At 44.1% G+C, this 23,196-nt stretch carries 26 protein-coding genes; 2 read left to right on the top strand and 24 right to left on the bottom strand.

What is annotated here, in order from left to right:
• Window positions 1-17: 17 nt before the first annotated feature.
• The 11 genes from nuoF (PHF32_02540) to PHF32_02490 are packed head-to-tail and all read right to left on the bottom strand — an operon-like array spanning window position 18 to window position 8,619.
• A complete protein-coding gene (gene nuoF / locus PHF32_02540; GenBank protein ID MDD4559608.1) occupies window positions 18-1,580 on the bottom strand; it encodes an NADH-quinone oxidoreductase subunit NuoF in 1,563 nt (520 codons plus the stop codon).
• Complete coding sequence (gene nuoE, locus PHF32_02535; GenBank protein MDD4559607.1) at window positions 1,580-2,035, bottom strand: NADH-quinone oxidoreductase subunit NuoE; 456 nt, start codon at window positions 2,033-2,035, stop codon at window positions 1,580-1,582. Before nuoE ends, nuoF (PHF32_02540) begins: the two co-directional genes overlap by 1 nt.
• 9 nt (window positions 2,036-2,044) lie before the next feature.
• Window positions 2,045-3,901, bottom strand: coding sequence for an NADH-quinone oxidoreductase subunit NuoF (nuoF, locus tag PHF32_02530; protein MDD4559606.1), 1,857 nt, complete (start codon window positions 3,899-3,901; stop codon window positions 2,045-2,047).
• 15 nt (window positions 3,902-3,916) lie between these two features.
• On the bottom strand, window positions 3,917-4,282 hold the full coding sequence (locus PHF32_02525; GenBank protein MDD4559605.1) for a (2Fe-2S) ferredoxin domain-containing protein: 366 nt from the start codon (window positions 4,280-4,282) through the stop codon (window positions 3,917-3,919).
• The gene (locus PHF32_02520; protein ID MDD4559604.1) at window positions 4,282-4,851 is read right to left on the bottom strand and encodes an ATP-binding protein; all 570 of its coding nucleotides are present in this window, start codon (window positions 4,849-4,851) and stop codon (window positions 4,282-4,284) included. Before PHF32_02520 ends, PHF32_02525 begins: the two co-directional genes overlap by 1 nt.
• A 4-nt stretch (window positions 4,852-4,855) precedes the next feature.
• Window positions 4,856-5,338 (bottom strand): NAD(P)H-dependent oxidoreductase subunit E, encoded by a 483-nt coding sequence (locus tag PHF32_02515; protein MDD4559603.1) that lies wholly within the window; start codon window positions 5,336-5,338, stop codon window positions 4,856-4,858.
• A gap of 26 nt (window positions 5,339-5,364) precedes the next feature.
• Window positions 5,365-6,108: a PHP domain-containing protein gene (locus tag PHF32_02510; protein MDD4559602.1), complete on the bottom strand. Its 744-nt coding sequence runs from the start codon at window positions 6,106-6,108 to the stop codon at window positions 5,365-5,367.
• Between the two features lie 9 nt (window positions 6,109-6,117).
• Complete coding sequence (locus PHF32_02505; protein ID MDD4559601.1) at window positions 6,118-6,459, bottom strand: hypothetical protein; 342 nt, start codon at window positions 6,457-6,459, stop codon at window positions 6,118-6,120.
• Window positions 6,460-6,481: 22 nt separating this feature from the next.
• Window positions 6,482-7,768: a [Fe-Fe] hydrogenase large subunit C-terminal domain-containing protein gene (locus PHF32_02500; protein ID MDD4559600.1), complete on the bottom strand. Its 1,287-nt coding sequence runs from the start codon at window positions 7,766-7,768 to the stop codon at window positions 6,482-6,484.
• Window positions 7,769-7,773: 5 nt separating this feature from the next.
• Window positions 7,774-8,265, bottom strand: coding sequence for an ATP-binding protein (locus PHF32_02495; GenBank protein MDD4559599.1), 492 nt, complete (start codon window positions 8,263-8,265; stop codon window positions 7,774-7,776).
• Window positions 8,266-8,271: 6 nt separating this feature from the next.
• Window positions 8,272-8,619, bottom strand: coding sequence for a DRTGG domain-containing protein (locus tag PHF32_02490; protein MDD4559598.1), 348 nt, complete (start codon window positions 8,617-8,619; stop codon window positions 8,272-8,274).
• 924 nt (window positions 8,620-9,543) lie between these two features.
• On the opposite strand from PHF32_02490, the gene PHF32_02485 reads away from it, so the two are divergent.
• Window positions 9,544-12,597: a GNAT family N-acetyltransferase gene (locus tag PHF32_02485; GenBank protein MDD4559597.1), complete on the top strand. Its 3,054-nt coding sequence runs from the start codon at window positions 9,544-9,546 to the stop codon at window positions 12,595-12,597.
• A gap of 215 nt (window positions 12,598-12,812) precedes the next feature.
• Entirely contained in the window at window positions 12,813-13,316 is a 504-nt protein-coding gene (gene tpx / locus PHF32_02480) for a thiol peroxidase (GenBank protein ID MDD4559596.1), read from the top strand.
• On the opposite strand, the gene PHF32_02475 is transcribed toward tpx, so the two are convergent.
• From PHF32_02475 to PHF32_02415, 13 genes are all read right to left on the bottom strand, one after another.
• The gene (locus tag PHF32_02475; GenBank protein ID MDD4559595.1) at window positions 13,306-13,980 is read right to left on the bottom strand and encodes a metal-dependent hydrolase; all 675 of its coding nucleotides are present in this window, start codon (window positions 13,978-13,980) and stop codon (window positions 13,306-13,308) included. The genes tpx and PHF32_02475 overlap by 11 nt on opposite strands.
• A 10-nt stretch (window positions 13,981-13,990) precedes the next feature.
• Window positions 13,991-14,527 carry an NUDIX hydrolase gene (locus PHF32_02470; protein ID MDD4559594.1) on the bottom strand — a complete coding sequence of 179 codons (537 nt, stop codon included), beginning with the start codon at window positions 14,525-14,527 and terminating at the stop codon, window positions 13,991-13,993.
• Between the two features lie 250 nt (window positions 14,528-14,777).
• Window positions 14,778-15,056 carry a hypothetical protein gene (locus PHF32_02465; GenBank protein ID MDD4559593.1) on the bottom strand — a complete coding sequence of 93 codons (279 nt, stop codon included), beginning with the start codon at window positions 15,054-15,056 and terminating at the stop codon, window positions 14,778-14,780.
• Between the two features lie 10 nt (window positions 15,057-15,066).
• Window positions 15,067-15,912 carry a hypothetical protein gene (locus PHF32_02460; GenBank protein ID MDD4559592.1) on the bottom strand — a complete coding sequence of 282 codons (846 nt, stop codon included), beginning with the start codon at window positions 15,910-15,912 and terminating at the stop codon, window positions 15,067-15,069.
• A gap of 11 nt (window positions 15,913-15,923) precedes the next feature.
• Entirely contained in the window at window positions 15,924-17,324 is a 1,401-nt protein-coding gene (locus tag PHF32_02455) for a cohesin domain-containing protein (GenBank protein MDD4559591.1), read from the bottom strand.
• Window positions 17,325-17,882, bottom strand: coding sequence for a signal peptidase II (lspA, locus tag PHF32_02450; protein MDD4559590.1), 558 nt, complete (start codon window positions 17,880-17,882; stop codon window positions 17,325-17,327). It abuts the gene before it with no gap.
• 6 nt (window positions 17,883-17,888) lie between these two features.
• Entirely contained in the window at window positions 17,889-18,290 is a 402-nt protein-coding gene (locus PHF32_02445; protein ID MDD4559589.1) for a TraR/DksA C4-type zinc finger protein, read from the bottom strand.
• A 78-nt stretch (window positions 18,291-18,368) separates the two neighbouring features.
• Window positions 18,369-19,175, bottom strand: coding sequence for a purine-nucleoside phosphorylase (locus tag PHF32_02440; GenBank protein MDD4559588.1), 807 nt, complete (start codon window positions 19,173-19,175; stop codon window positions 18,369-18,371).
• Entirely contained in the window at window positions 19,172-19,741 is a 570-nt protein-coding gene (locus tag PHF32_02435; protein MDD4559587.1) for a DivIVA domain-containing protein, read from the bottom strand. Before PHF32_02435 ends, PHF32_02440 begins: the two co-directional genes overlap by 4 nt.
• Before the next feature lie 14 nt (window positions 19,742-19,755).
• Window positions 19,756-20,019: a YggT family protein gene (locus PHF32_02430; protein ID MDD4559586.1), complete on the bottom strand. Its 264-nt coding sequence runs from the start codon at window positions 20,017-20,019 to the stop codon at window positions 19,756-19,758.
• Window positions 20,019-20,582, bottom strand: coding sequence for a thymidine kinase (locus PHF32_02425; GenBank protein MDD4559585.1), 564 nt, complete (start codon window positions 20,580-20,582; stop codon window positions 20,019-20,021). The genes PHF32_02430 and PHF32_02425 overlap by 1 nt, the downstream gene beginning before the upstream one ends.
• Before the next feature lie 128 nt (window positions 20,583-20,710).
• A complete protein-coding gene (locus PHF32_02420; protein MDD4559584.1) occupies window positions 20,711-21,280 on the bottom strand; it encodes an indolepyruvate oxidoreductase subunit beta in 570 nt (189 codons plus the stop codon).
• Window position 21,281: 1 nt separating this feature from the next.
• Entirely contained in the window at window positions 21,282-22,883 is a 1,602-nt protein-coding gene (locus PHF32_02415) for a thiamine pyrophosphate-dependent enzyme (GenBank protein MDD4559583.1), read from the bottom strand.
• Between the last annotated feature and the right edge of the window lie 313 nt (window positions 22,884-23,196).

Genomic DNA, 23,196 nt, shown 5'->3' with positions numbered 1-23,196 from the left:
ATTCTATTCCTCATGTATTATTTTTGTGTTATCGCGATGAATTCATCACGGAAGTTATCTATTGCGCTGCGAATAGCCATGATCGGAGATTGGCCCAAAGCGCAGAATGAAGTTTGCTGCATTGTTTCAGCGATTTTAAGCATCAGATCCACATCGTCCATAGTACCATCACCTTTCTTTATTTTAGTGATCAGGCGATAGAGCTGTTGAGTTCCGTTTTTACAGGGTGCGCATTTTCCACAGGATTCATGACGGAAAAAGCGTAGGATGCTCCACAGCATATCTGCTATGCTTTGATGTTCGTTCATCACCAATATAGCGCCACTGCCTAAAACAGCTGAATACTGATTCAGGCTGGCAAGATCCATCTTTACATCCAACAGACGTTCGGACAGGATCATACCTGCAGCTCCGCCAACCAGCGCGGCTTTGAACTTAAAGCCCTTCTTCATGCCGCCGGCATAGTCGTTGATTATGGTGCGAAGGGTAGTTCCCATATCCACTTCGCAAAGGCCGGGATAGGCTACATCACCAAGGATGGTGTAGACCTTTGTTCCAGGGCATTCGAGAGTGCCATATTTACTGAATTCGTTGGCACCATTAGCGATGATAAAAGGCACGTTTGCTAAGGTTTCCACGTTGTTCACTACTGTGGGAGCCTGCCATAAGCCTTTCACTCCTGGGAACGGGGGTTTCCAACGTGGGTGACCCCGGTTTCCTTCCAGAGACTCGATCAACGCTGTCTCCTCGCCGCATACGTATGCGCCAGCTCCAATCTTGATCTGAATATCAAGGTCAAAGCCGCTATCAAAGATGTTTTTACCTATGATGCCATAGTTTTTACAATCATCAATAGCCTTCTGTAAACGCTGAATGCAGAGTTTGTATTCACCGCGAATATAGATATATGCTTTTGTAGCGCCAACGGCACGAGCACAGATCATGATTCCTTCCAAGAGTTGATGTGGATCACCTTCCATTATCAAACGGTCTTTGAAGGTTCCAGGCTCGCCTTCGTCAGCATTCACAACCACATATTTTTGTTCAGTCTCTAGCGGTGCAGTAAAGCTCCATTTTACGCCGGTAGGGAAACCTGCGCCGCCGCGACCGCGCAATCCGGAATTCTTTACTTCATCTACGATTTGTTTGGGCTCCATTTTGGTCAAAGCTTTTTCCCAAGCTTCGTAACCACCAGTGCCAATGTAGTCATCTATCTTTTCGGGATCGATGATTCCGGAATTACGTAATACAATACGTTTATTGTAATTCAACTTGGGGCTGAACTTTCCGGCAGATTCCAATAAGAGATGTGCTACAGGACGACCTTTCAGAAAGTGTTCTTGCACCAATTCGGTGATGTGTTCTTCTTTTAGGTTCTCGTAGTTGATGTTATCCGGATACACTGTAACGCAGATTCCTTTACCAAAGAAGCCAAGGGGACCGGTTTCTAAAATGTTTATTTCGTCACTCAAGCCGGTTTTGCTCAGTTCAGCTCTCAGAGCTTTCACAAAGCTGTGTACACCGGCAGCTACGGATGTTTCATTTATGCCTACCAGCACATGAGAGCGAAAGTATTTCACTAGTTCCTCCCTCTCATTTTTTCGATAATATCTTCTACTTTCTCTTCTGAGAGATCGCCATACACATCTTCGTTGATCATCATAACTGGTGCGTTTCCGCAAACACCTAGACAGGCACATAGTTCCAAAGTGAACTTACCGTCTTTGGTAGTTTCACCTACTCCAACACCAAGGATGGTCTTCAGCTTGCGCAGAATGTTTTCGCTTCCTTTGATGTAGCAGGGTGGGGATTCGCAGAGGCGGATGATGTTTTTTCCGCGAGGATTGGTGGAGTACATAGAGTAGAATGTAAGTACTCCATAAATATGGTTCTCCGGCAGATTCAAGTATTCAGAGATAGCCTTTACCGCATCTGGGGATATATAATGTTGCGGATGGCTATCCTGAATGTCGTGCAGGATATATATCAGGTTGTCTTTGGTTGGGGCGTATTTAGCGCAGATTTCTTTATACATAATCTCCCCTTAATCGTCGTAATGGTGAGCGGCTTTCGCCATATTAGCTCTATGAGCCTCAATTTCGGGATGCATTCCCGGCACTTTGTCGATTGCCTTTACCGGGCACACATCAAAGCAATTACCGCATTTCACGCAATCCAATTGATGGATGGTGAATTTTTCTTCGCGATTACCGCTGATGCAGCTGGCAGGACATTTTCTGGAACACAAAGAGCAGCCGATGCATCTGTCCTTATCAATTTTGAAGTGCATGAGATCGCTACACACCTTGGTGCTACAGCTATGATCCCGAATATGGGCTTCATAGTCTTCCCTGAAATAACGGATGGTAGAAAGCACTGGATTGGGAGCTGTCTGTCCCAGTCCGCAAAGAGAAAGCTTGCTGATGGATTCACCCAGGCGCAGTAATTCTTCGATATCGCCTTCACGACCGTATCCGGAGGTGATGCGTTCCAGAATCTCCAGCATCTGTTTCAGGCCAATTCGGCAGGGTGAGCACTTTCCGCAAGATTCTTCCACGCAGAAATCCATAAAGAACTTAGCGACATTCACCATGCACTTTTCTTCGTTCATCACGATTACACCGCCGGAACCCATCATTGCTCCACGTGCTTTCAAATTTTCGTAGTCAACGGGAGTATCCAAATGGTCAACGGTAAGGCAACCACCGGAAGGTCCGCCCAATTGCACTGCTTTGAATTTATGGTCGCCGATCATTCCACCGCCAACATCAAATATCAGCTCACGCAGGGTAATTCCCATAGGTACTTCCACCAATCCGGTGTTATTAACATCTCCGGTAAGAGCAAATACCTTGGTTCCTTTGGATTTCTCGGTGCCCATAGATGAAAACCAACTGGCACCTCTACGTAGAATAGTGGGTACATTACCCAGGGTTTCTACGTTGTTCACTACGGTAGGTTTACCCCACAAACCCTGTAACGCCGGATAAGGTGGTTTGGGTGTGGGATTACCACGTTGGCCTTCGATGGAGTGGATCAGAGCCATTTCTTCTCCACACACAAATGCTCCGGCTCCGGTACGCACTTCAGCATCAAAATTGAAACCGGAATTAAACACATTTGTACCCATCAAGCCGATATCTTTGGCTTGCTGAATAGCCATCTTGATTCTCTTGATGGCAAGCGGGTATTCGGCGCGGATGTAGAAGAAACCATTGGTAGCACCCATAGCATAAGCGGCGATCATCATACCTTCAAGTACACGATGAGGATCACCTTCCAAGAGTGAACGATCCATAAAGGCACCGGGGTCACCCTCGTCTCCATTGCAAATGATGTATTTTTGATCCGATTTATTGTCGTGAACCATCTGCCATTTTATATGGGTGGGGAATCCGCCACCGCCGCGACCGCGCAGACCGGATTCTTTTATAACATTAATGACATCCTGAGGTTTCATCTCGGTCAGCATTTTTGCCATGGCTTCATATCCACCGGTTGCGATGTATTCATCAAGACTTTCGGGATTGATGTAACCACAGTTTTCCAAGGCCACTTTAATTTGTTTTTGGTAGAAGGGGATGTCTTTTTGGGCAGAAAAAGTCTTATCCTCATCCTGCAACATCAAGCGCGCTACCGGGCGGCCTTTTACGAAGTGTTCGGTTACGATCTCGGGGACGTCGTCCGGGCTTACTTTCTTGTAGAAAATTCCTTCCGGATAGACAACCATCACGGGGCCGTAATCGCAAGGCCCCATGCAACCGGTTTCAATTATATTCACTTCGTTTGAAAGATTATGCTCTGCCAACACAGTGTGAAAGCGTTCTTTGATCTTGAGTGCGCCGGCAGAAACACAACCAGAACCGCAGCAGATCAAAAGGTCAATACGTTTCAGAGACATTTATTTACTCCTCCTTTAGTTGCCGGTAGCGACAACATAGTCGGAGACGACTCTGCCATTAACGATATGTTCGACAACTACCTTTTTGACCTTGTCGGGATTCATGTTCCCATAGGTTACTTTTGGCTTGCCATCTTCGATGATATCCACTACCGGTTCCATTGAAGAAAGACCCTTTTCGCCAGTCTGAGTAACCATAACGTCGGTCAAATTTCTTGCTGCAATTTCTTCCAAGAAGGTCTTCATCACTTCACGAGCACCCATCGCGATTCCGGATGTTCCCATCCCTACCACGATCTTCATGCGTACGTTTCCGCCACGAAGCTTCATATCTTCCTGGGCTTTTTCACGGATTTTCTTAAGGTCTGCCAGTGTTTTCATCAGACATCCTCCATGTTTGTATTTTGTATTCCTTCATATAAAGATTGGTCTATGTATTCAATAACATCGGGATAGGTGAGAGGGATGTCTCCCAACTCCTCCCGAATAGCTTTGGTATCGAAATGGAAACAGAGCTCTTTAGCCTTGTCTTTGTAAAGAAAGTGGATAAAGAAATTTACATCTTGATGTCCTATGATGCCACCCAGAAGTGTATCCTTCAGATTTCCCAAAGGCATTCTGTCGATGTGATCCAAAGGGAAATCCACCGTAAGAACAGTGCCAAAGCCAGGCTCGCTGGCCATTTTGAATGAACCGCCAACGATTTCTGCATTCTGTTTGAACAATGGTATGCCCAATCCCACTTTTTTTACTCGTTCTTCTTTTGAAGTATAAAAGGGATTCTGAGCTTTTTCCAGAGTGTACGCATCCATCCCTGAGCCATCGTCTTCAACGATGATTCGCAGACGATTCTTCAACACATTGTTTATCACGCGCACCTTGATATTTCTTGCTCCTGCTCTTACAGAGTTTTCCAGAATATCTAATAGGTGCAAAGAGATGTCTTGCATTGAATTACTCGTAACGTTTTAGGATTTCTTTGATCTTGTCTTTGTTATCGTTACGCCCATAAGTATCCTCTCCGATCACAAAAACAGGAGCCAGAGAACAAGCTCCAACGCATCGGACTGCACTCATCGTAAATTTCCCGTCTTTTGTGGTTTCGCCCATGGAGATACCCAACTCTTCCGAAATCATCTGGATGAGTCGGGGTGCACCTTTCACGAAACATGCAGTTCCGGTGCATACATTCAATGTGTACTTGCCACGGGGTTTCATAGAGAAAAAGTTGTAGAAAGTAACCACGCCGTATATTTTGCTGGCGGGGATGTTCATTTTTTCTGCAACAAATTCTTGCACTTCAACCGGCAGGTATCCAAAGATTTCCTGGGCTATACGCAAAACTTCGATCAGCGGATTACGCAGATCCTTCTTTTCTTCGATCACCTCTGCCAGGCGATCATAGAGACGATTCTTGTCTTGAGCTATGGAAGCCATAACTCCTCCTTGTCTATCATTCAATTTTATGTGTAAAAGTCTATGAATCTACCGTCTTGCTTTCGGGCTGCCGCAAGCAACTCGCTTACGGTGGCTTGCTTGGCATTTACTTTACAAAGTCCGGGCTTTAAATCTGAAAGATAATGGGCATCACTAGCTCTTAAAAAGGCTTTTTGCACCATTTCGGGATGTTGTAACAGAAAGCTGTTCATATCCAATGTCGCAGTGATCCCCAAAAGTTCAAATTCAGGATATACAGGAAAAAACCCCAATTGGGATAGAACACTGTTTACTTCAGCATCTACATGAGCAGGTACAGGTAGACCGTTATGTGCTAAAACCTGTTCTGTAGCAGTGGCCAAATCCCAAGATGAGGAATTTATCAATGCAATAGATTCCACTCTTAAAATGTTCTCATTTTCGTCAATGATAACTTGATCTCCAAAGTATTCAGGATCGTTTTCGATGGGCAATAATGACTTATAGAGTTCTGAATCAAAAGCTAATGCCATTTCCCGATTATCAAAATAGGCTAACAGATGAATTTCTTCCAAAGTCTGAATTTCCACTCCCCAGCTAAACGAAATTCCAGCTTTATTTGCAACCGCCTCATAAGCAGGACAATTTGCCATGCTATTATGATCTGTGATGGCAAACCATTCTATTTGCAGTGCTTTCAGTCTGGCGGTCAGCGCTGAAGGCGACATCTCCAGGCCTCCACAGGGAGATAACACGCTATGTATATGCAGGTCAGCGCTAATCAGGCGCATGGGATGTTGTTATAGACCCAAGGTTTGATACAATATTCCGGCCAGGCTGAAGGTATCCAGAGTGCTGCTTATCAGGCAGATGCCTTCTTCCAAAGCCTTGTCGCATACGGCATCATCAGGCACATTCCCTTTGGCAAAGATAATCACGGGGATTCCGGTCATAGACGCCACAGCTACCACGTTCATGTGCTTCATGATAGTGATCCAAGCCTGGTCTGGCTTTGCTGAACCCATCACATCGCTAAGCATATCGCTCACATACGCACCGGATATCTCTATGTTTTCCGGATCCATAGCGGGAGTAAGGTTCTTGCCGTTGACCTTGACAATGTAGTCGCTTAATTTGCTCATAATAATATCCTTATTATTCTAATTATTCATCTTCATCTGCATCGCTACTCTTGCCGCGTTGAAGGACTACGCAATCATCGATCGATGCTTTGCCCAAAACAATGTCCTCTGCCAGAGCGTAACAAGTGGGGCTGCCACAGGCGCTGCAATTCAAGCCGGGAAGCATCGTGAGGAATTCGTTGATCTTCTTCATCTTTTGAATGGCTTTCTTGATGTCTTTATCCAACTCCATAATGGGTCGTGGAGCCAGTGGGGAAACTGAGAATTCTCCGGCAGCGTGCAAACGTTCCAGTTCTTCCACATGGATCTCGCTTCCTTCACCTTCTTTGCTCATCTTTTTGATGCGACTCATTGCCACAAAAGGATTCTCCACGTTCAGGCATCCACCTACACAACCGTTTGTGCAACTTCTCAGAACGATATAGTCATATTGATCCAGATAGTGATCTTCCACTTTGGATAGTATGTCCATTACATTTTCCACGCCATTTACAGAGAGAGTGCGAATGTCGTCTGTGTCCACCAGTTCTGCCTGCACTCCTGATAGCGCCCAAGCGAGTCCTTGGGGATAAGTATCGATGGTTTGTGGATTGTTCTGTACATCTTTGATGATCTCGCGCACTTTGCCATAGATCATTCCAGTAGAGAAAGCTCCATCCTGCAGGTGTTTGTATGCTCCTTCAGGTTGGTGTACTGCTGTAACGTGAGCCACGCAGGGTACGATCAGAAAGATACCAATCTCATTATCGTTCAAATGCTGTTCCTTGGAGATTCTGTCCCGCAAATAGCGGGTTAAAATGCTCATAGGGGCTTCTTCATGATACAGACTGGGCAAGAGCGAAGGATACTTCACTTGAATAAGGCGTACTACTGCGGGGCAATTGCTGCTGAGGATCGGCCTTTTATCCCGGTGTTCGCGAATGTACAGGCGAATCACAGAGATCATGAAATCCGTAACCATCGCCTCTTCTGCTACTTCGTTAAAACCAAGCTGTAAGATGGCTTGCTTGGCATTACCATAACTGATGTCCTCAGAAAACTGACCAAAGAAACTGGAAGAAATAATGGCGACAGTGTATTTAAAGTTGTTGATGATATCCAGGGGATCGCTGGAAGGAATGATAGCATGGAATTCGCAAGCAGTTACACAATTGCCGCAATCCACACAACGATAGGGATCTATATACGCCTTGCGATCACGCACTCTAATGGCTTCAGTGGGGCAGACTCTCACACAAGCCGTACAACCAGTACAGTTGTCTTCCAGGATCTGTATGGCATGAAAGTATTTGCTGTCTTTCTTATTCATAATGCTTAAGAAAAGAAAACTATGAACTCCACCAAGGTGGAAGAACCATGCTCAGAGACAATATGCATGGCATCGCTGTTTTTTTTGATGTTTGGTAAACCAAGGCCAGCTCCAAAACCAAGTTCACGAACCAGCTCATCGGCGGTAGAAAAACCGGGAATCATGGCTTGTTCGATGTCACTGATACCAGGCCCTTCATCCTCAAAGCGAATGTGGATAAAATCGTCGTGAACCGCACTGTGCATTATTCCTCCTTTGGAGTGAGCGGCTACGTTGATCTCTGCTTCATAGGAGGCAACCGCGATCCGGCGTAGGATATCGGAATTTACCCCCAATCGCTTCAGGAGGATCTTCAATTCGGAAGATCCCTTTCCTGCTGTATTAAAGTCCTTTTCCGGTACTGAAAACATCATATCTACCTCAGATTCGCCATTGTGGGTCAAATAGCTGTTTACCCGCTCTTCAAAACCTTCGGCTATATACCAATACTCTGCCATATCTGCTCAAATCTTACAGCTGCGTAAACCAGCATTGTATAGTAAGCCGCTACTGCGATAGAGAGTAAACTTGGTAGAAATGATGGGCAATCCCCGTTCAGCAGCCATATCGATCACATCCTGCAAAGGACGCTTTCCGCGTACAAAGACTATACCGGAAAGATCGATCATATCGCTAAGGCGGATTACCTGGTTGTTTGTAAGCCCAGTGAGGAGTAGGGTTGGCTCTTTAGTACACATGAGAATGTCGGAAATCATATCAGACGCAAAAGCGCAGGGCACTTCCCTGTCCAGATCAGCTTCCGGGAATAGCACTTCGCCTTCCAGCAAAGTGACGATATCTCTGAGAGTCATTCAATATCACCTTGTATTTTTACTAGAATTCACTATCAATAAATCCTGTATATCAGTCAAGCGAAAAGTGCGGTATTATATACAATTCGGATGGATAGCTAATATAAAAGCTTTCCCTGGCAAATTTCTGCATGGATATTGATGCTTGTGGTCTGTGTGTACAGTTTGTGGGATCGTTATGAGTAATCAGAGAGACCGTGAGCTATTTAGAGAAAATAAAAAGCCTTGCTTCTTTGGTAAGCAAGGCTTTAAGACATCCTATAGTCATTTGATACTATTTCATCAGGACAATCTTGTATTGAAGGTTAAGACCCTTTCCCGATACTCTTACGAAGAAAACGCCGCTTCCGCACATTTTTTACCATAGGTATCTTTCCCATCCCAAGTCAGATGGTTTCATCCTTCGTTGAGAATCGCTCCGTAAAACGTTATAGCCGCTGAGATTAGTTTCAGATTGGGTAGTCCATTTTGGATCAACTGCAAAAATGTCAAACGATTACGTGTTAAAATTTGTGCTAGATTCGAATCACTATCTGGAATCTGTGTATTTCTTCCACACATTTAGCATATGCAACTGTCCCCGTAAGTCTAAAGTCCTGTTCGACGGTGATAATCGGTTACTCTTGGACTTGTGTGCACTCTCATTATCAGGCATACTGCTATCAGGTTATAGCGATAGCGTAGAGCCAGATATTCGGGCATTTCCTCAATTATAAGATGCAGAGTACTATATGGCTGAATGTTCGTCAAAAAATGGCATAACCACTCACACAATACTCACGCAAGAACGACAGGAGACTATCAAGCTGGTTTGAACCATTGAAAGAATGTCTATGGAGTTATGATCGGAGAGAAACATATTGACAGTTGACATCGTTACGAATTAAGTAGCATACTCAAGTAATCACTGTTTATGGAGAAGGAATGAAACTGAATTACGATGACATTGTTATTTGTGAATATGAACCAAAGCATGCCGCGGGATTAGCGGAAATGTGGAACAATAGCAGTTCAGAATGGAATGGTATGGTGTTCAACTACAGCACAGAGCAGGTTATCTCAGAACAGGCAAACAGCTCAGCTGTGGCACAATATGTAGCCCTGTATAAAGATCAGGTATTGGGATATGTGGATATCTTGTGTGAAGCAAAGAAACAGACTCATATTTGTATGCTGAACGTTCTACCAGATTATCACGGTTGTGGAATTGGCAAGAAACTACTTCACGCCTGTGTATATAAAACACTAGAACTCAAGATTCCGGTGCTAAGCCTGTTTACATGGCCGGGAAACACTAAAGCTATACCATTATACAAAAAATGTGGTTTCTTCTGGCAAGAGATGCAAAATCCCAGCACTTATCTGTTGAACTATCTCCCTGGAATCATTAGTCATGAATTGTTGGCCCCATATTTTGACTATTTTAACTGGTATAAAGACCAGGTACGAGATCTGTCGATCATTACTGACGGAGAGAAGGAAAACGGTTTCACATATTACTCCTACCTTTGGCAGAAAGATGGAAAAAGCTTGAAAGTGGTCGTAGAAAAAGGATCAAGGGAGATTGTGGAGATCCATAGCCCGGATTTTCACATCAGTTGTAAAGCAAACAGAGCAAAAGTAGTTTTTGGTTTAAAATACTCTATAAAATTCCATTATGAGAGTTTTAGTCCCGATTACAACGATTTCTCATTGAAAAGTGAAGACAACGAACTCATCGATTATAAGCTGAAACTTAACGCTAAAGCCGAACCATCAAGAACAATAGATGCTGAATACACTCCGCTCTTTTTTGACGGAGCAACCAGCGAATGGGAAGTACTACCTGCAATTAAGACAAAACTATGCGTAGCAGGCAAGTCAGTAGTCTTGGGTATATCTCAGGAAATATTCCAACCTCTCGATATCAAACTACTGAGCTATGGACCGGTTCAAACTGATACGGATCAATATATGTACTTGAATGTGGAGAGTATGTTGGAAGTCCCAGCAAGTTTCAGATTGATCTTTCCCGATGATGATAAAGTACAAATCCAAACAAAGGTACTTGAGATAAGCCTGAACGCTCGAGAGAAACAAACCTATACTCTCCGATATCAAACAAGCGGCTCCGCAGTCTACAATCCTGAAATAGAGGTGAAAGTTAAAACTCAGGATTCCACAGAACAGCAATATTTCACACATGAAAGCACACCGATACTTACAAACCGGGGATGTGATGCAAAAGGCACAAAAAGCGATGCCTTTATCATAGCCGCTAACAGCTATGTGAAAATGCCGCTAAAAAATCAGAATAATTGGGCATATTTTTACTCCGACCAGAAACCCACTACTACAAGATACTCCCCCTGTGATTTTGGGCAGCCATATAGCGGCGAATTTGAAGAACAAGACCCTGAGAGGATTTGCTATAGCCAATCCGGAGACTCTGCAAGTATGGAAGTATTCTATGAGAGCAGAAAACACATCGGATTAAAGTTTTCCAAGGTTTTCACATTGTTTCCTTCCGGTGAATTGGATCTTGTTTTCAAGTTTCAGAATATACCTGATGATGCAATGGACTTGAATTTGCGGCAAAGAATATCTTTTTACATCAAGGAATGCAAGTTTATGCAGAATTCTGAAGTGATAAGTATGCTTACAGATTGCGATCAGTTAACTTTGGATGATTTCGATCCCAATTCAATATCCGAACCCTGGATTTTTGCTAAACAGAGCAGTGACAACACACACTGCCTTACTTGGCATAAAGGCTGGAATCTTTCCTTTGAATACAACTTCCTGCTATTGGATGTAGCTCTTGCAGATATCAAATCTACAATGGATATGAAGAGTCCTGCGATCAGAGTGTATCACAATCTCTTCCAATCTGCTGGGGCATTTAGGAATTTCGTAATGGGAAAGAGCTTTGATTCTCCTGCTCATTACAATAGCGTTGATGTGATAAGCAACAATCACAATCCGATATTTCCGGATGTAATTGCTCTCAAGCCAGTGCATCACCATAAATTGAGTTTGGAGCATACTCTGGAAATTCCCTCTCAAAACTATTCAGCTTCCGCAACGGAAGATACCATCCACAGCTTGCCCCTGGATAATGCGGGACTTAGTATTCTGGATGCAAAGCTGCGTTTCCCATATTTCGATCTGGATTGTAAACGCTTGATTCTAAATAGTGTTGGCACCATAGATACACATGAAGGCGCGTCTGAGATCACTATCAATAATGGCTCACTCAGCTTTAGTGCTGCAAAAGACAATAGATTCCCTCTTATATCAAGCTTGAAAATGGATGTTATTGAATGCCTAGAGTCCGCAGAACCAGACTTCGGCCCCAGAGCCGGTAGAAATCCCTTTGTGGGGGGATTGTTTATGATGCCAAGCTCCATGAATGAAGCCAAGCTGCTGCGTGAAAAGCACGTTCTGCAGAGAGCTGATTATTATGATCAGTATCAAAATCTGTGGCAGGGACTTAGCTGGGAAACCGCAATAGAAGAGATTGAGTTCCTCAAGGGAGCAAGATACAGGTCATTGTTCCTTACAATGCCAGGAATTCCTGTTCTGCTGAACAGTGTGGAAATCGTCTCCTGGCCCAAACGTACAGGATACGAATCCTTCTATCAATACATCTTTGTAAACAGCAAAAATGTGCTTCCTGACGCAGTATTCGGCTTCTTGGATGAACATGGGAATTGGCAAGAGTATCGTAAATCAGAATACGCCTGCTATCCGCAAGGAAACTACGCTGTGAGCAGAATTCGCAATGAGAAGATCAGCATGAATGTAATGTCCGATTTATACGGGCACTCAGCGTTTACTGTAAAAGCACAATATCTCATGGCGCGCAATATGGTATATAGTAGAGAGCTTTGCAAAGCCGGAGATATCCTTGATCCAATATTCATTGTTTTTTCGAACGCAAACTTGAATGATAAAATGGCACAGGATTTGTTACGGATCAAGCTCACTAAAGCCTAAGAACAGCACAGTCCCTTTAAGTTATCGAGGTCTGAAGTAGATATCATCCCGTTATCATCGAGTGAGCACTGCTTTATCACACGATTATATCTGCTTGATCTCTGGTTGGCAAACAGGGGATGCAAGGATCATCCGGATCGGATTAATAATGGATTTGCATTTCTGGACAAAATGCCTATCATATAAGTAGAATATCAAACAAACGAGGTAATACAATGGCTAAAATAAAACTAAAAGGCAATCCAATCAACACAATAGGGGAGATGCCCAAACCGGGAACGATCGCAAAGAATTTTGTGCTAACTGCCGGGGATCTGACGGACGTTAGTTTGGATCAATATAAGGGGAAGAAGATACTATTGAACATATATCCTTCCATCGATACTGGTGTGTGTGCTACAAGCGTCCGCAAATTCAACGCTGAAGCAGCAGCACTGGAAAATACGGTTGTATTGGGAATATCCAGAGATTTACCCTTTGCTTTGGGGAGATTCTGTGGAGCAGAAGGTATAGACAGGGTTTATACGCTATCTGAGATGCGAGACCGGAATTTTGGCAAGGACTATGGCCTGGAGATCATGGACGGTTCTATGGCAGGTTTATTAGCTCGTGCAGTAGTAGTAATCGATGATCAAGGCAAGGTAGTATATACCGAGCTGGTCGATGACATTGTACATGAGCCCAACTATCAGGCGGCTTTGGACGCGCTTAAAGGTTGATTGTCTCTCCTGGTTGCATTATCTTCACTATGATCCCGTGCACTTTGCAAAGCTCTGCAAAATGTGCGGGATCTTGCTTTATTAGCGGGAAAGTGTTGTAATGCATGGGAATGGCGAGGCGGGGTTTCAGCCAGGAACAGGCGATAGCTGCGTCCGCAGGATCCATGGTATAATTGCCGCCGATGGGTACAAGCAGATAGTCAATTTTGTGCATTTCAGCGATCAATCTGATGTCTCCAAACAAGCCTGTGTCTCCCATGTGGTATATTGATATCCCATCGATGGTCACGATTATTCCGGCGGCAAGTCCCCCATATCTGCCATCAGGAGTCATGCTGCCATGTTCCGCTTTTACGAATCTCACAGAGCCAAAATCGAATTGGAAAGCACCACCAATCTGCATGGCGTGTGTCTTACATCCGGCTGCTTTGTAGTAACCTGCCAGCTCAGATACAGCTACTACTAAAGCATTCTTATCTGCAATCTTCAAAGCATCACTGCAATGATCACCATGGGCATGTGACAGCAGTATATAGTTTGCTTTTATTTCATTTGACTTCACTGGAGATAGAGAATTCTGATCCAACCAAGGATCGATAATGATACTTATCCCTTCATCAGTAATAATCTGGAAGGAAGCATGGGCAAAGTATCTAAGCTTCAAGGGAACCTCCTTAGCGGGCATTGATGCCTGTTTCCAGTTTGATATAATGCCTATGTGCGTCAAAAGCTATTGGGGGTAGTTTGTCCAGTTGGAAGAATCTGGTGTCTTCCGCATCATCGCCGGCATGTAGCTCTCCACCGATTATTCTCATTCTGAAGCCCAAACTGAGAGTTCTGAGATAGATGGGACTATAACCATAATACCAATCGATGAAGTGATCTACTTCTCCCAGTAGCCCTGTTTCTTCTTCCATCTCTGAAATAGCGTTTTCTTGGGGACTCATATTGATCTCTATATAACCGCTGGGTAATGCCCACATTCCGGCTCTTGGTTCGTAGAGACGTTTTACCAGGAGGAGTTCGCTGTTATCATTCAAAGCGAATATTGCTACAGCAGGGATGGGATTCTTATACAGGATAAAGCCACAAGTAGGGCAGATGCCGCGAAGCTTGCCTTCCCGATCTTCCTTTAGCTCAAGTCGTCCGCCACATGACTGGCAGTAGTTCGCATTCTGATACAGGTCTTTAACTGATCTTACTTCTTTCATGAATTCCAAAATATTATTTCCATCTTCTTTGTCAAACCTTTATCGAAGATGCCTTGTACGTTTTCTGTAGATACTTGTGGCACTATCTTTTATAGAACACTTCATAATCAAAACCAAGATATAATCCATTAGTAATTGGTCATGGTCCCAAAGGAATAAAAGGCTCTATTGACATAGTGCTACCGCTAAGCATAAAAATACAGGCTTCCCTAAAGAGAAACCTGTATGTATATTAAGGCTGAATACTGGCTCAATAGAAGAAGATCTTCACCCCGATAGCTATGAGAATAATACTGTTTATCGTAAGCCAGATGTATATCCGTCGGGCTATCTTCTCATATGTTTCGCGGTTGAATTGGATCTTCTTTTCCAAGCGTACTAGCAGATGTTCTATGGTAGCCATCTTTTCGGAATTGTGGTCAGTTTTTCGGATGTTTCCATTGTGGTTCAAATCTCTTTTGAAGTGTCTGAAGATTTCTAACAATAGCGGTAAGTATGCGGGGAAAAAACGTCTGAAGCTAGTTGCCATAATATCTCCTTTAGAAATTGTAGCCTAAGTTTATGTAATGAGTGGGTGACAGTACAGAATGCATGGTAAAGGAGTAATCCAAAGATACTCCTTCCAACACAAAGGTAGCTCCAGCAGAATATGTAGCGGGATTTTGATGTACACCGGCGCGAATATACAGGGGATCGAAGATTCTGGCTTCCACACCGCCCATAAACTCTGTGGTTTCGGCAAAATCCTTCTTCACTTCTACAGTAGTCGTAACTCCATCGTAGGGGATGTAGGATATGCCCAAGGCTAGTTTGCTGGGAAGATCAATCTGATTCTCGAAGCCCATCTTGGATTTTGTGAGGTTAGTAACTGCAAAACCAAGCTTTGTACGGGTGTGTAAGAGTGCTGTAACGCCAAGATCAAGCCCAAAAGCATCATCAGTATCGTCATCGTCGTCAAAGCGCAAGTTATAGTAATTGAGGTTATATCCAACGTTGATGGTGGAATGAATATCCTTTTGCAGGGTGAAGGCATGACTGAGAGTATAGATCTGATCCCGATACAGGGTAAAATCCTCATAATCCACATCCATCATGCGAACACCGGCGCCCATAGTACCAAGACGCTTGGGAAGAGAGAGGCCTATTGCTATGGTTTTGTACTCAGAAAACTTTTCACCGTTAAGCTGAGAAAAACCAATCTTGGCTTCGTAATGGGTATCTGCCAGTCCGGCAGGATTGTAAAACATAGTATTTACATCGTCGGCAACTCCAGTGAAGGCTCCCCCAAAACCGCGGGCACGAGCGGAAGGTTGATAATCATCAAAAACTGCCAGAAGCATGGCACAGGGAATCAGGATCAGTGTTAATAGTAGTATCTTTTTCATGCTTATCTCCCTCATTTCAAACGTGTTTTAATCACGATAGGTTGTACCGTTGAGTATCTTTTGCTGGTTTCTCTGTTGCTGATCTCAGCATGGCAGTAATACAAGCCTGGTTCAAGCCGCTTCATGTTGCTGTCGCGTCCATCCCACATAATATTCTCGAATCCAGTGGGGCTGTTGAAGTTTTTGTTTACAGGAGTTGCGACTAAACGCCCTTGAGCGTCGTAAATGCGCACAATTGCTTTGGCCATAAAACCAAGTTTGGTTCCGTATTCGATCTTGATCTTCTCATTCATGGAGGGATTGAAGCTGTTTTTCCCAGTAACGGATCCGGAGATGGAAAGGTGAGCTTTGTTCTCAGTGATTTTTACGTTGATTATGCCCGAATTTAGACTGCTAAGTACGATATCATTATACATGAATTCGGTGATGGCAACTTCAAGGTTACCATAACTTTTTACTTTGAACTTCAACTTTAGAAGTACAGCGGGAGAAGTAGAGATCATCTGTTCAGCAGCTTGATACATGATTTTCAGCTCACCGATACCTAAATGAGATATGGTGGGTTGACTCAGTGTAAGTGTACTGTCGATGATCACATCTTCAAATTCAAGGGAATTGGCATCGTATTGCAAACTCATAGCATAGGATTGAACATTCCATTCCTGGCTAATATGAGTAGTCTCCACATTCAGAACATGGCTTTCACCGATAGCGGCATTAGCTACGGAGGATACAGTAATCTGAGAATTATCAATGTTGTCTTCTTTTACCATGTCTTGCGCACTGCGAGGATTTATTTTATATCCAGCACTGGTATGTTGATCCACAATTCCGGAAATCCTGTACCAGGTATCGCCGACGTTGATTGAAGTAGGGCGGTACATAACGTCGTCAATCATGGATTGAGCGCTGCCGCTGGAGACTCTCCATTGGCCGTAAGTATCGGGAGTTGAAACTACAGTGAGATCGTATATGCTAACCAATACGCCTTCCCACTGCTCAGAAATATTATTGTTGTAAGGTACTTCAGCAGTGCTGAGGTCTATTGCCTCGGGGATAGGATTACTGCTGGATATGATTTCCCAAGTATCGGGCAGGCTCATCTCTGTAAGGCCGGAGTACTCCATGATCTCTCCGGTAATATTTACAAAATCTCCTATGGCCAATGCTGCAGCGGCATTTCTTCCGTAGACGTAGAGACCACTCCATGGTCCGCCTTCAGGATCGCTGAGGTACAAACCGGTATTCGGGATTAATGCGCTTACTACAGCGCCTACAGTAACAGTTTGATCCTTGTAGGGTGAATTGCCGTTGGTATTCGTAGTATATTGAACATCATAACAGGTCAATACATCTGCCATGATTCCGACCGTAAAAGTCAGGATTAAAACACTAAGAACTATACCTTTCATTTATATCTCCTTGGTATGAATCTCTTCATGGATTTGTTCCGAACAATCATCAGCCTCTACAGCTTGAGCGTCCTTGATAAGAAGCATATCGATAATCAGCAGACATACAGCGATAAAGATCGCACTGTCTGCAATGTTGAAAATGGGGAATCTCTGCATTATGAAATCCGGAAAGTCCACGTCGATAAAATCTGTAACTCCACCTCGAAAAATTCTGTCGAAAAGATTTCCCAAGGCTCCGCCCATTACCAGCCCAAAAGCTATTACCTGTATGCGGTGAGTGCTTTGGTATAGCAGGTAGAGGATCAAGATAATGGCCAAAAGTGTAGTTACTATAAAGAATATCCGGTTGGTAACATCACTGGAAAAGCCAATGCTGAAGGCGGCACCGGTATTGTTCACATGAGTGAGCATAAAAGTATCCCCAAAGATATTGGAAAATATGGGAATACTATGATGTAAATCCAGGTTGATCCTTATTAATAGCTTTGTAAGCTGATCTGCCACAAGGATTATAAGCATGATCAGGTAGGCGGGAGAAGTCTTCAATTTTGTCATGCTGGTTCAGCGTCTTTGCTTCCTCTTTTTCTCTTCCATCTTTTCCTTGCAATCTATGCAGAGTGTAGCATAGGGGAGGATCTGCAAACGTGTATCAGGAATCAGTTCACCGCACATTTCGCAGACACCGAAGGTGCCGTCCTGGATGCGGCGCATGGCATCGTTCAATAAACGGATTTTTTCTCTCTCGCTTTCCATCATTTTTACAGTGTGTTCCATATAATTCGTATCTGAACCCTGGTCTGCCTGATGATAAGCATAGCTGGAAAGATCGCCACTACTCTCGCGAGCGCCAACGCTCTGTTCTTTGTTTATATTCTCGATGTACTGCACACTTTCATTGAGTTCATTACGGATAAGCTCTTCAAAGTATTGCAGTTTGTCGGTAGTAAGTGTTTTCCTGGCCATTAGATTCTCCTAATCTTTACTCTCATATATTTCAATATTTCATGGTAAAATAAGGGCACAAGTGTGTCAATGAAAATATCATAACGATGCAATAAAGCCAGATATGATCTGCTTTAGATTTTGGGAGGCAACAGCAGCGTTTTGACGGATCTCTTCTTGCGAATGAGCTTCACTGTGAAAGAGGTTGCTATAGTTTGTTACAATGGAGTAAGCGATTACACGCATGCCTGCATGACGCGCTGCGAGAACTTCGGGAACCGTGGACATTCCTACTAGATCTGCTCCCATACCAGCAAAGGCAGCGCATTCGGCTTTGGTTTCCAGGCTGGGTCCACACACTGCCACATATACTCCCTTATGGGTTTCAATATCATGTGAAGCAGCAATTTCGTCGCAGAGTCTTCGATAATCAGGATCGTAGAGATCGTTCATAGAGGGGAAGCGTTCACCCAGTTTATCATCATTCTTGCCGATCAAGGGATTGGTTCCCATGCAATTGATATGATCCGTTATTTGAACTATGGATCCAGGAGACAGAGACTTACGCAGACTTCCGGCAGCATTGGTGACCACAAGTGTCTTTAATCCCATAGCGGCAACTACTCTGGTGGGAAACACTACCTGAGGCATCGAATAACCTTCATAATAATGGAATCTCCCTTGTAGAAGCAGAATCGTTTTGCCTTCACTTCTTGCGAGGATCAGGTTGCCTTTGTGAGATGGGGCAGTACTCATCACAAATCCAGGGATCTCGTCATATGGAATTGTTTGGATTATCTCAAAAGTTTCGGCCATATCGCTGAGACCGGTGCCCAAAATGACAGCGAGAAGGGGTCGTTCAGTCAATTTATGCGTGAGCCACTCTGCGGTATCGCGATAGTTCATCTGCTTTCCCCAGCAGGTTTGTTCGGAACGATTTCTTCTTTGATCTGTTTAAATTCGCCGTCCATAAGCTGTTCGGTATCCTTGCTAAGCAAAGGATCCTTACTGATCCTATCCTGAAAGCTCTGAAGCTCGACTCTGAATTGCATGAGAAACTGGCGTTTTTGTTCCTTAATTGAGAGATACTGGTGCTCCAAAACGCTAAGATGTTGTTTGGCTTCATTGATGGCGCGTTTGGCTTTCAATTCTGCTTCATGAATGATGTTTTCAGCTTCTTTGCGGGCGTTTGCAATGATGTCTGCCTTAGTCTTTTCGGCAAACACCAAAGTACGGCTAATCAGCTCTTCTCTGCGCTTGAGGTCTTCCACCGCGGTATTAGCGGTAACTGCTTCCTGAGTTATCTCATACTGTTTTTGTTCGCGGCGAGCCAATTCCCGCTCTTGTTTTTTAAGCAACTCTTCCAGTTCATTAGCGATCTGATCCAAAAACGCACGTACTTCTTTTTTGTTGTATCCGAACATTTGTCCGGAAAACTCCTGATGTCTGATATCTAAAGGAAAAAGTGGCATTTAGATTCCTCCTGCTAAATAAAACTTGCCAGTATCCTTTGCAGGATGTTTAAGAGAAGATAAGCCACAATTGGCGAAAAATCAAGGCCCATGTTTGGCATCACTCTGCGAAGAGGTGCCAAAATGGGTTCCGTCATGGAAAACAAGAAGCGATAAATGGGATTATAGGGATTTTGAACCAGCCAACTGGCAATTACACGTGCGAAAATTACCATATTGTAGATGTCTATCATCCTAATAATCAAGAGCACAATGAGCACTTGCGGGCTGTAAATCATCAATCCAGAACCTCGTGGCAATTGCGGCAGCGGGCTTCATAAGCATCGGTGGAGCCCACTAGGATTTGTTCTTCCTTGTGAACGGTTCTTTGAGTCCGATTGGCGGGATTACCGCAATGCACGCAGATTGCAAGGTTCTTGGTAACGTATTCGGCTATGGCCAGCAACTGCGGCATACTGCCAAAGGGGCTACCCTTGTAATCCTGATCCAGGCCAGCTACGATTACCCGATATCCTTGATCTGCAAGGTCGTTGCAGATGCCTACAATGGACTCATCGAAGAATTGAGCTTCATCGATGGCAACTATCTGCGTGTCTTCCTGTAGATATGAATAGATCTCGGAGACTTCATTGATTGGGATGGATGGTGCCTTCATGTTTGAATGTGATACGATGCTTTCGCTATCGTAGCGATTATCGATGGATGGTTTGAATACAAGAACCTGTTGTTTGGCATATTCGGCTCTGCGGACACGGCGAATCAGCTCTTCGGTTTTTCCGCTAAACATACTCCCGCAGATTACTTCTATCCAGCCGGTTTTGTTGTTTATGATATTCACGATAACACTCCTGTGGGGGATATACCCCGATTATCCCATGCTCTGTACCGTGGGATTTTTGTCAAATGCTTTATGCGGAGAATAAAGCCCGTAGATTATCTTTCTACGGGCTTGATAGATATCTTCAATCCTCAGCTTATTGCCATTCCGGCTTGCAGAGCATTGATATTGGATTCCACGATAGATTCACCTTTACGGCTAAAGATGCTTTTTATGCTTTCCACAATTTCCGTCTCAGAAAAGCCCAGATGCTTAATAGCTGCACCCAATACTATGATATTCATCGCACGAGGGGCTTTAATGTCTTTGGCTATCTGATCAGCATCGAAAAGAACGTTGTTTTTTACTGTTTTAATGGCATTGTACACTACTTCGGGATCGGGATAATTGGGAATATTGATGAAGGGCTTTGAGTTTGTGATGATCCACCCGTCTTTCGAGAGGAAAGGCAGGTAGCGTAAACTCTCCATTGGTTCCACAGAGAGGATCATATCCGCATCGCCCATTGTGATCAGATCACTGTGAATAGTGCTGTCCGACAAACGTAAATGGCTTTGTACGTCGCCACCACGTTGACTCATTCCGTGAACCTCAGCTTGTTTCAACTGCCAACCTCTGTTTAGAGCTGCATTACCCAGGATGGTCGCGATGGTCAGGATACCCTGTCCACCAACTCCGGCAAGAATAATATCTTTCTTCATCTCAGGACTCCCTTTTGTTCTTTCTTTTCAGAGTTTGTACGCATTCACGACGAGGAATAATCACAGATACACCTTCGTAGGCAATCTCTTCTTTGTAGATGCGAATCATTTCTTCGTGATTCTTCACAAAGGGGAAGAAGGTGCGAATGTGTTCTTTTACCACTCCAAGCCCCAAGCATATCTCTTCCAATCTGCCAAAAGCGGTGTATTCCTGACCTCCGGTCATACCGGTAGTGCTATTGTCCAGGATCACAATCACGACGTTTGTCTTATCGTAAATACAATCCATCAATCCTGTCATTCCACTATGAGTAAATGTGCTGTCTCCGATCACGGCAATGGCGGGGAAAAGTCCGCTGTCTGCTGCTCCCTTTGCCATGGTGATGGAAGCTCCCATGTCCACACAGGAATTGATCGCATTGTAAGGAGGCATAAAGCCCAGAGTATAACAGCCGATATCGCCGAAAACATGGCCTCTGCCATACTCTTTGATGGCCTCATTCAAGGCCAGAAAACTGTCCGCATGAGGGCAACCAACGCAGAGGGCAGGCGGACGGCCAACTACGATCTCCGGTATATCTGAGCCATATTTTTCGGGCATACCTAAAGCTTTTGCCACTTTGTTCGGATTCAATTCGCCATCGCGGTCCAAGGTGCCGTCCAATCTGCCGTGAATTGGTTTTTGACCCTCGCAAGCCATCCCTTTGCAGAGCTCTTCCAACACTGGCATTCCTTCTTCGAAGAAATACAGGCTGTCACATTTATTGTAGAGTTCCTGAATCTTGGTAACCGGAGCTGGATATTGGCATATCTTATACACAGGGAACGGAATGGGAGAATCGCCAAAGACTTCTCGCAGATAGTTATAGGCAAGCCCCGTAGTAACAATACCCTTGCTGAAATCTTTTGCATCCAATTTGTAGTTGTTGAAGGGACTATTCAGAGCTTCAGTATCAAATTTCTCCTGTAAGGAGATCAGTTTCTTGTATTTCTTACGTGCAATAGCCGGTAACAGCATAAACTGAAAGATATCTTCAGGTTTGTTTACAGTGTTTTGAGCTTTGCGTTCTCTTCTTTGAATCCCGCTGCGTGAGTGTGAGAGACGAGTGGTGAGGCGGAGCAAAACGGGAATATGATACTTTTCGGACAGTTCAAATCCGTAGAAAGCCATATCATAACATTCTTGTTGGTTGGAAGGTTCCAATATGGGTATCATGGCGGAATGACCGTAATTGCGGGAGTCTTGCTCATTTTGCGATGAATGCATGGAGGGATCGTCCGCAACAGCAATAATGAGCCCGCCGTGTGCTCCGGTCATTGCTGAATTCATGAATGGGTCTGCGGCAACATTCAAACCGACATGCTTCATGGTTACCATTGCTCGTTTGCCGGCATAGCTCATGCCCAGAGCTGATTCATAGGCTGTTTTCTCATTCGAAGACCAAGTACGGTGAACTTTGTCTTCGAGGGCTTGTTTAGATTTTTGAGCGTATTCAATAATCTCGGTTGAGGGTGTGCCCGGATAACCATAGAAACCGGAGATTCCGGCATCCAAAGCACCCTGCGCAAGGGCTTCGTCGCCCAGTAGCATCATTTTTTCCACTAAAGGACTCCTTTTATCTTTATTTTTTCTGTTGTAGCTTTCAAATGATCCAGTAATTATTGTCCAACGCTAGTTGATTGATAATGTTACTGCTGAAACATCTACCAACTAGACCATAATTTCCTAGGACAACAATATGCTCGTATTCGTCAAGATTTTTCTCATCTTGGCATTCACATGGTTTCGATGAGACTGTTCAATACCTCCCACTTCATTATGCTACTTTCCTTGTGTTCTTAGAGAAAAGCAGGTCGAGATGGTTCCAAGCGAGCTTTTCTTGACAAATTTGGGAGATATTTAGACTGGCGATCAG

This window comes from Candidatus Cloacimonadota bacterium, assembly GCA_028706475.1.
Taxonomy (GTDB): domain Bacteria; phylum Cloacimonadota; class Cloacimonadia; order Cloacimonadales; family Cloacimonadaceae; genus UBA5456.
Note: the sequence above shows the minus strand (reverse complement) of the source record. Positions and strands in the feature narration are given on the sequence as shown.

Excerpts from the sequence above, each read along its gene's own strand:
- nuoE (MDD4559607.1), bottom strand. The coding sequence starts at position 2,035 with ATGTATAAAGAAATCTGCGCTAAATACGCCCCAACCAAAGACAACCTG.
- nuoF (MDD4559606.1), bottom strand. The coding sequence starts at position 3,901 with ATGTCTCTGAAACGTATTGACCTTTTGATCTGCTGCGGTTCTGGTTGT.
- PHF32_02525 (MDD4559605.1), bottom strand. The coding sequence starts at position 4,282 with ATGAAAACACTGGCAGACCTTAAGAAAATCCGTGAAAAAGCCCAGGAA.
- PHF32_02520 (MDD4559604.1), bottom strand. The coding sequence starts at position 4,851 with ATGCAAGACATCTCTTTGCACCTATTAGATATTCTGGAAAACTCTGTA.
- PHF32_02515 (MDD4559603.1), bottom strand. The coding sequence starts at position 5,338 with ATGGCTTCCATAGCTCAAGACAAGAATCGTCTCTATGATCGCCTGGCA.
- PHF32_02510 (MDD4559602.1), bottom strand. The coding sequence starts at position 6,108 with ATGCGCCTGATTAGCGCTGACCTGCATATACATAGCGTGTTATCTCCC.
- PHF32_02505 (MDD4559601.1), bottom strand. The coding sequence starts at position 6,459 with ATGAGCAAATTAAGCGACTACATTGTCAAGGTCAACGGCAAGAACCTT.
- PHF32_02500 (MDD4559600.1), bottom strand. The coding sequence starts at position 7,768 with ATGAATAAGAAAGACAGCAAATACTTTCATGCCATACAGATCCTGGAA.
- PHF32_02495 (MDD4559599.1), bottom strand. The coding sequence starts at position 8,265 with ATGGCAGAGTATTGGTATATAGCCGAAGGTTTTGAAGAGCGGGTAAAC.
- PHF32_02490 (MDD4559598.1), bottom strand. The coding sequence starts at position 8,619 with ATGACTCTCAGAGATATCGTCACTTTGCTGGAAGGCGAAGTGCTATTC.
- PHF32_02485 (MDD4559597.1), top strand. The coding sequence starts at position 9,544 with ATGAAACTGAATTACGATGACATTGTTATTTGTGAATATGAACCAAAG.
- tpx (MDD4559596.1), top strand. The coding sequence starts at position 12,813 with ATGGCTAAAATAAAACTAAAAGGCAATCCAATCAACACAATAGGGGAG.
- PHF32_02470 (MDD4559594.1), bottom strand. The coding sequence starts at position 14,527 with ATGAAAGAAGTAAGATCAGTTAAAGACCTGTATCAGAATGCGAACTAC.
- PHF32_02465 (MDD4559593.1), bottom strand. The coding sequence starts at position 15,056 with ATGGCAACTAGCTTCAGACGTTTTTTCCCCGCATACTTACCGCTATTG.
- PHF32_02460 (MDD4559592.1), bottom strand. The coding sequence starts at position 15,912 with ATGAAAAAGATACTACTATTAACACTGATCCTGATTCCCTGTGCCATG.
- PHF32_02455 (MDD4559591.1), bottom strand. The coding sequence starts at position 17,324 with ATGAAAGGTATAGTTCTTAGTGTTTTAATCCTGACTTTTACGGTCGGA.
- lspA (MDD4559590.1), bottom strand. The coding sequence starts at position 17,882 with ATGACAAAATTGAAGACTTCTCCCGCCTACCTGATCATGCTTATAATC.
- PHF32_02445 (MDD4559589.1), bottom strand. The coding sequence starts at position 18,290 with ATGGCCAGGAAAACACTTACTACCGACAAACTGCAATACTTTGAAGAG.
- PHF32_02440 (MDD4559588.1), bottom strand. The coding sequence starts at position 19,175 with ATGAACTATCGCGATACCGCAGAGTGGCTCACGCATAAATTGACTGAA.
- PHF32_02435 (MDD4559587.1), bottom strand. The coding sequence starts at position 19,741 with ATGCCACTTTTTCCTTTAGATATCAGACATCAGGAGTTTTCCGGACAA.
- PHF32_02430 (MDD4559586.1), bottom strand. The coding sequence starts at position 20,019 with ATGATTTACAGCCCGCAAGTGCTCATTGTGCTCTTGATTATTAGGATG.
- PHF32_02420 (MDD4559584.1), bottom strand. The coding sequence starts at position 21,280 with ATGAAGAAAGATATTATTCTTGCCGGAGTTGGTGGACAGGGTATCCTG.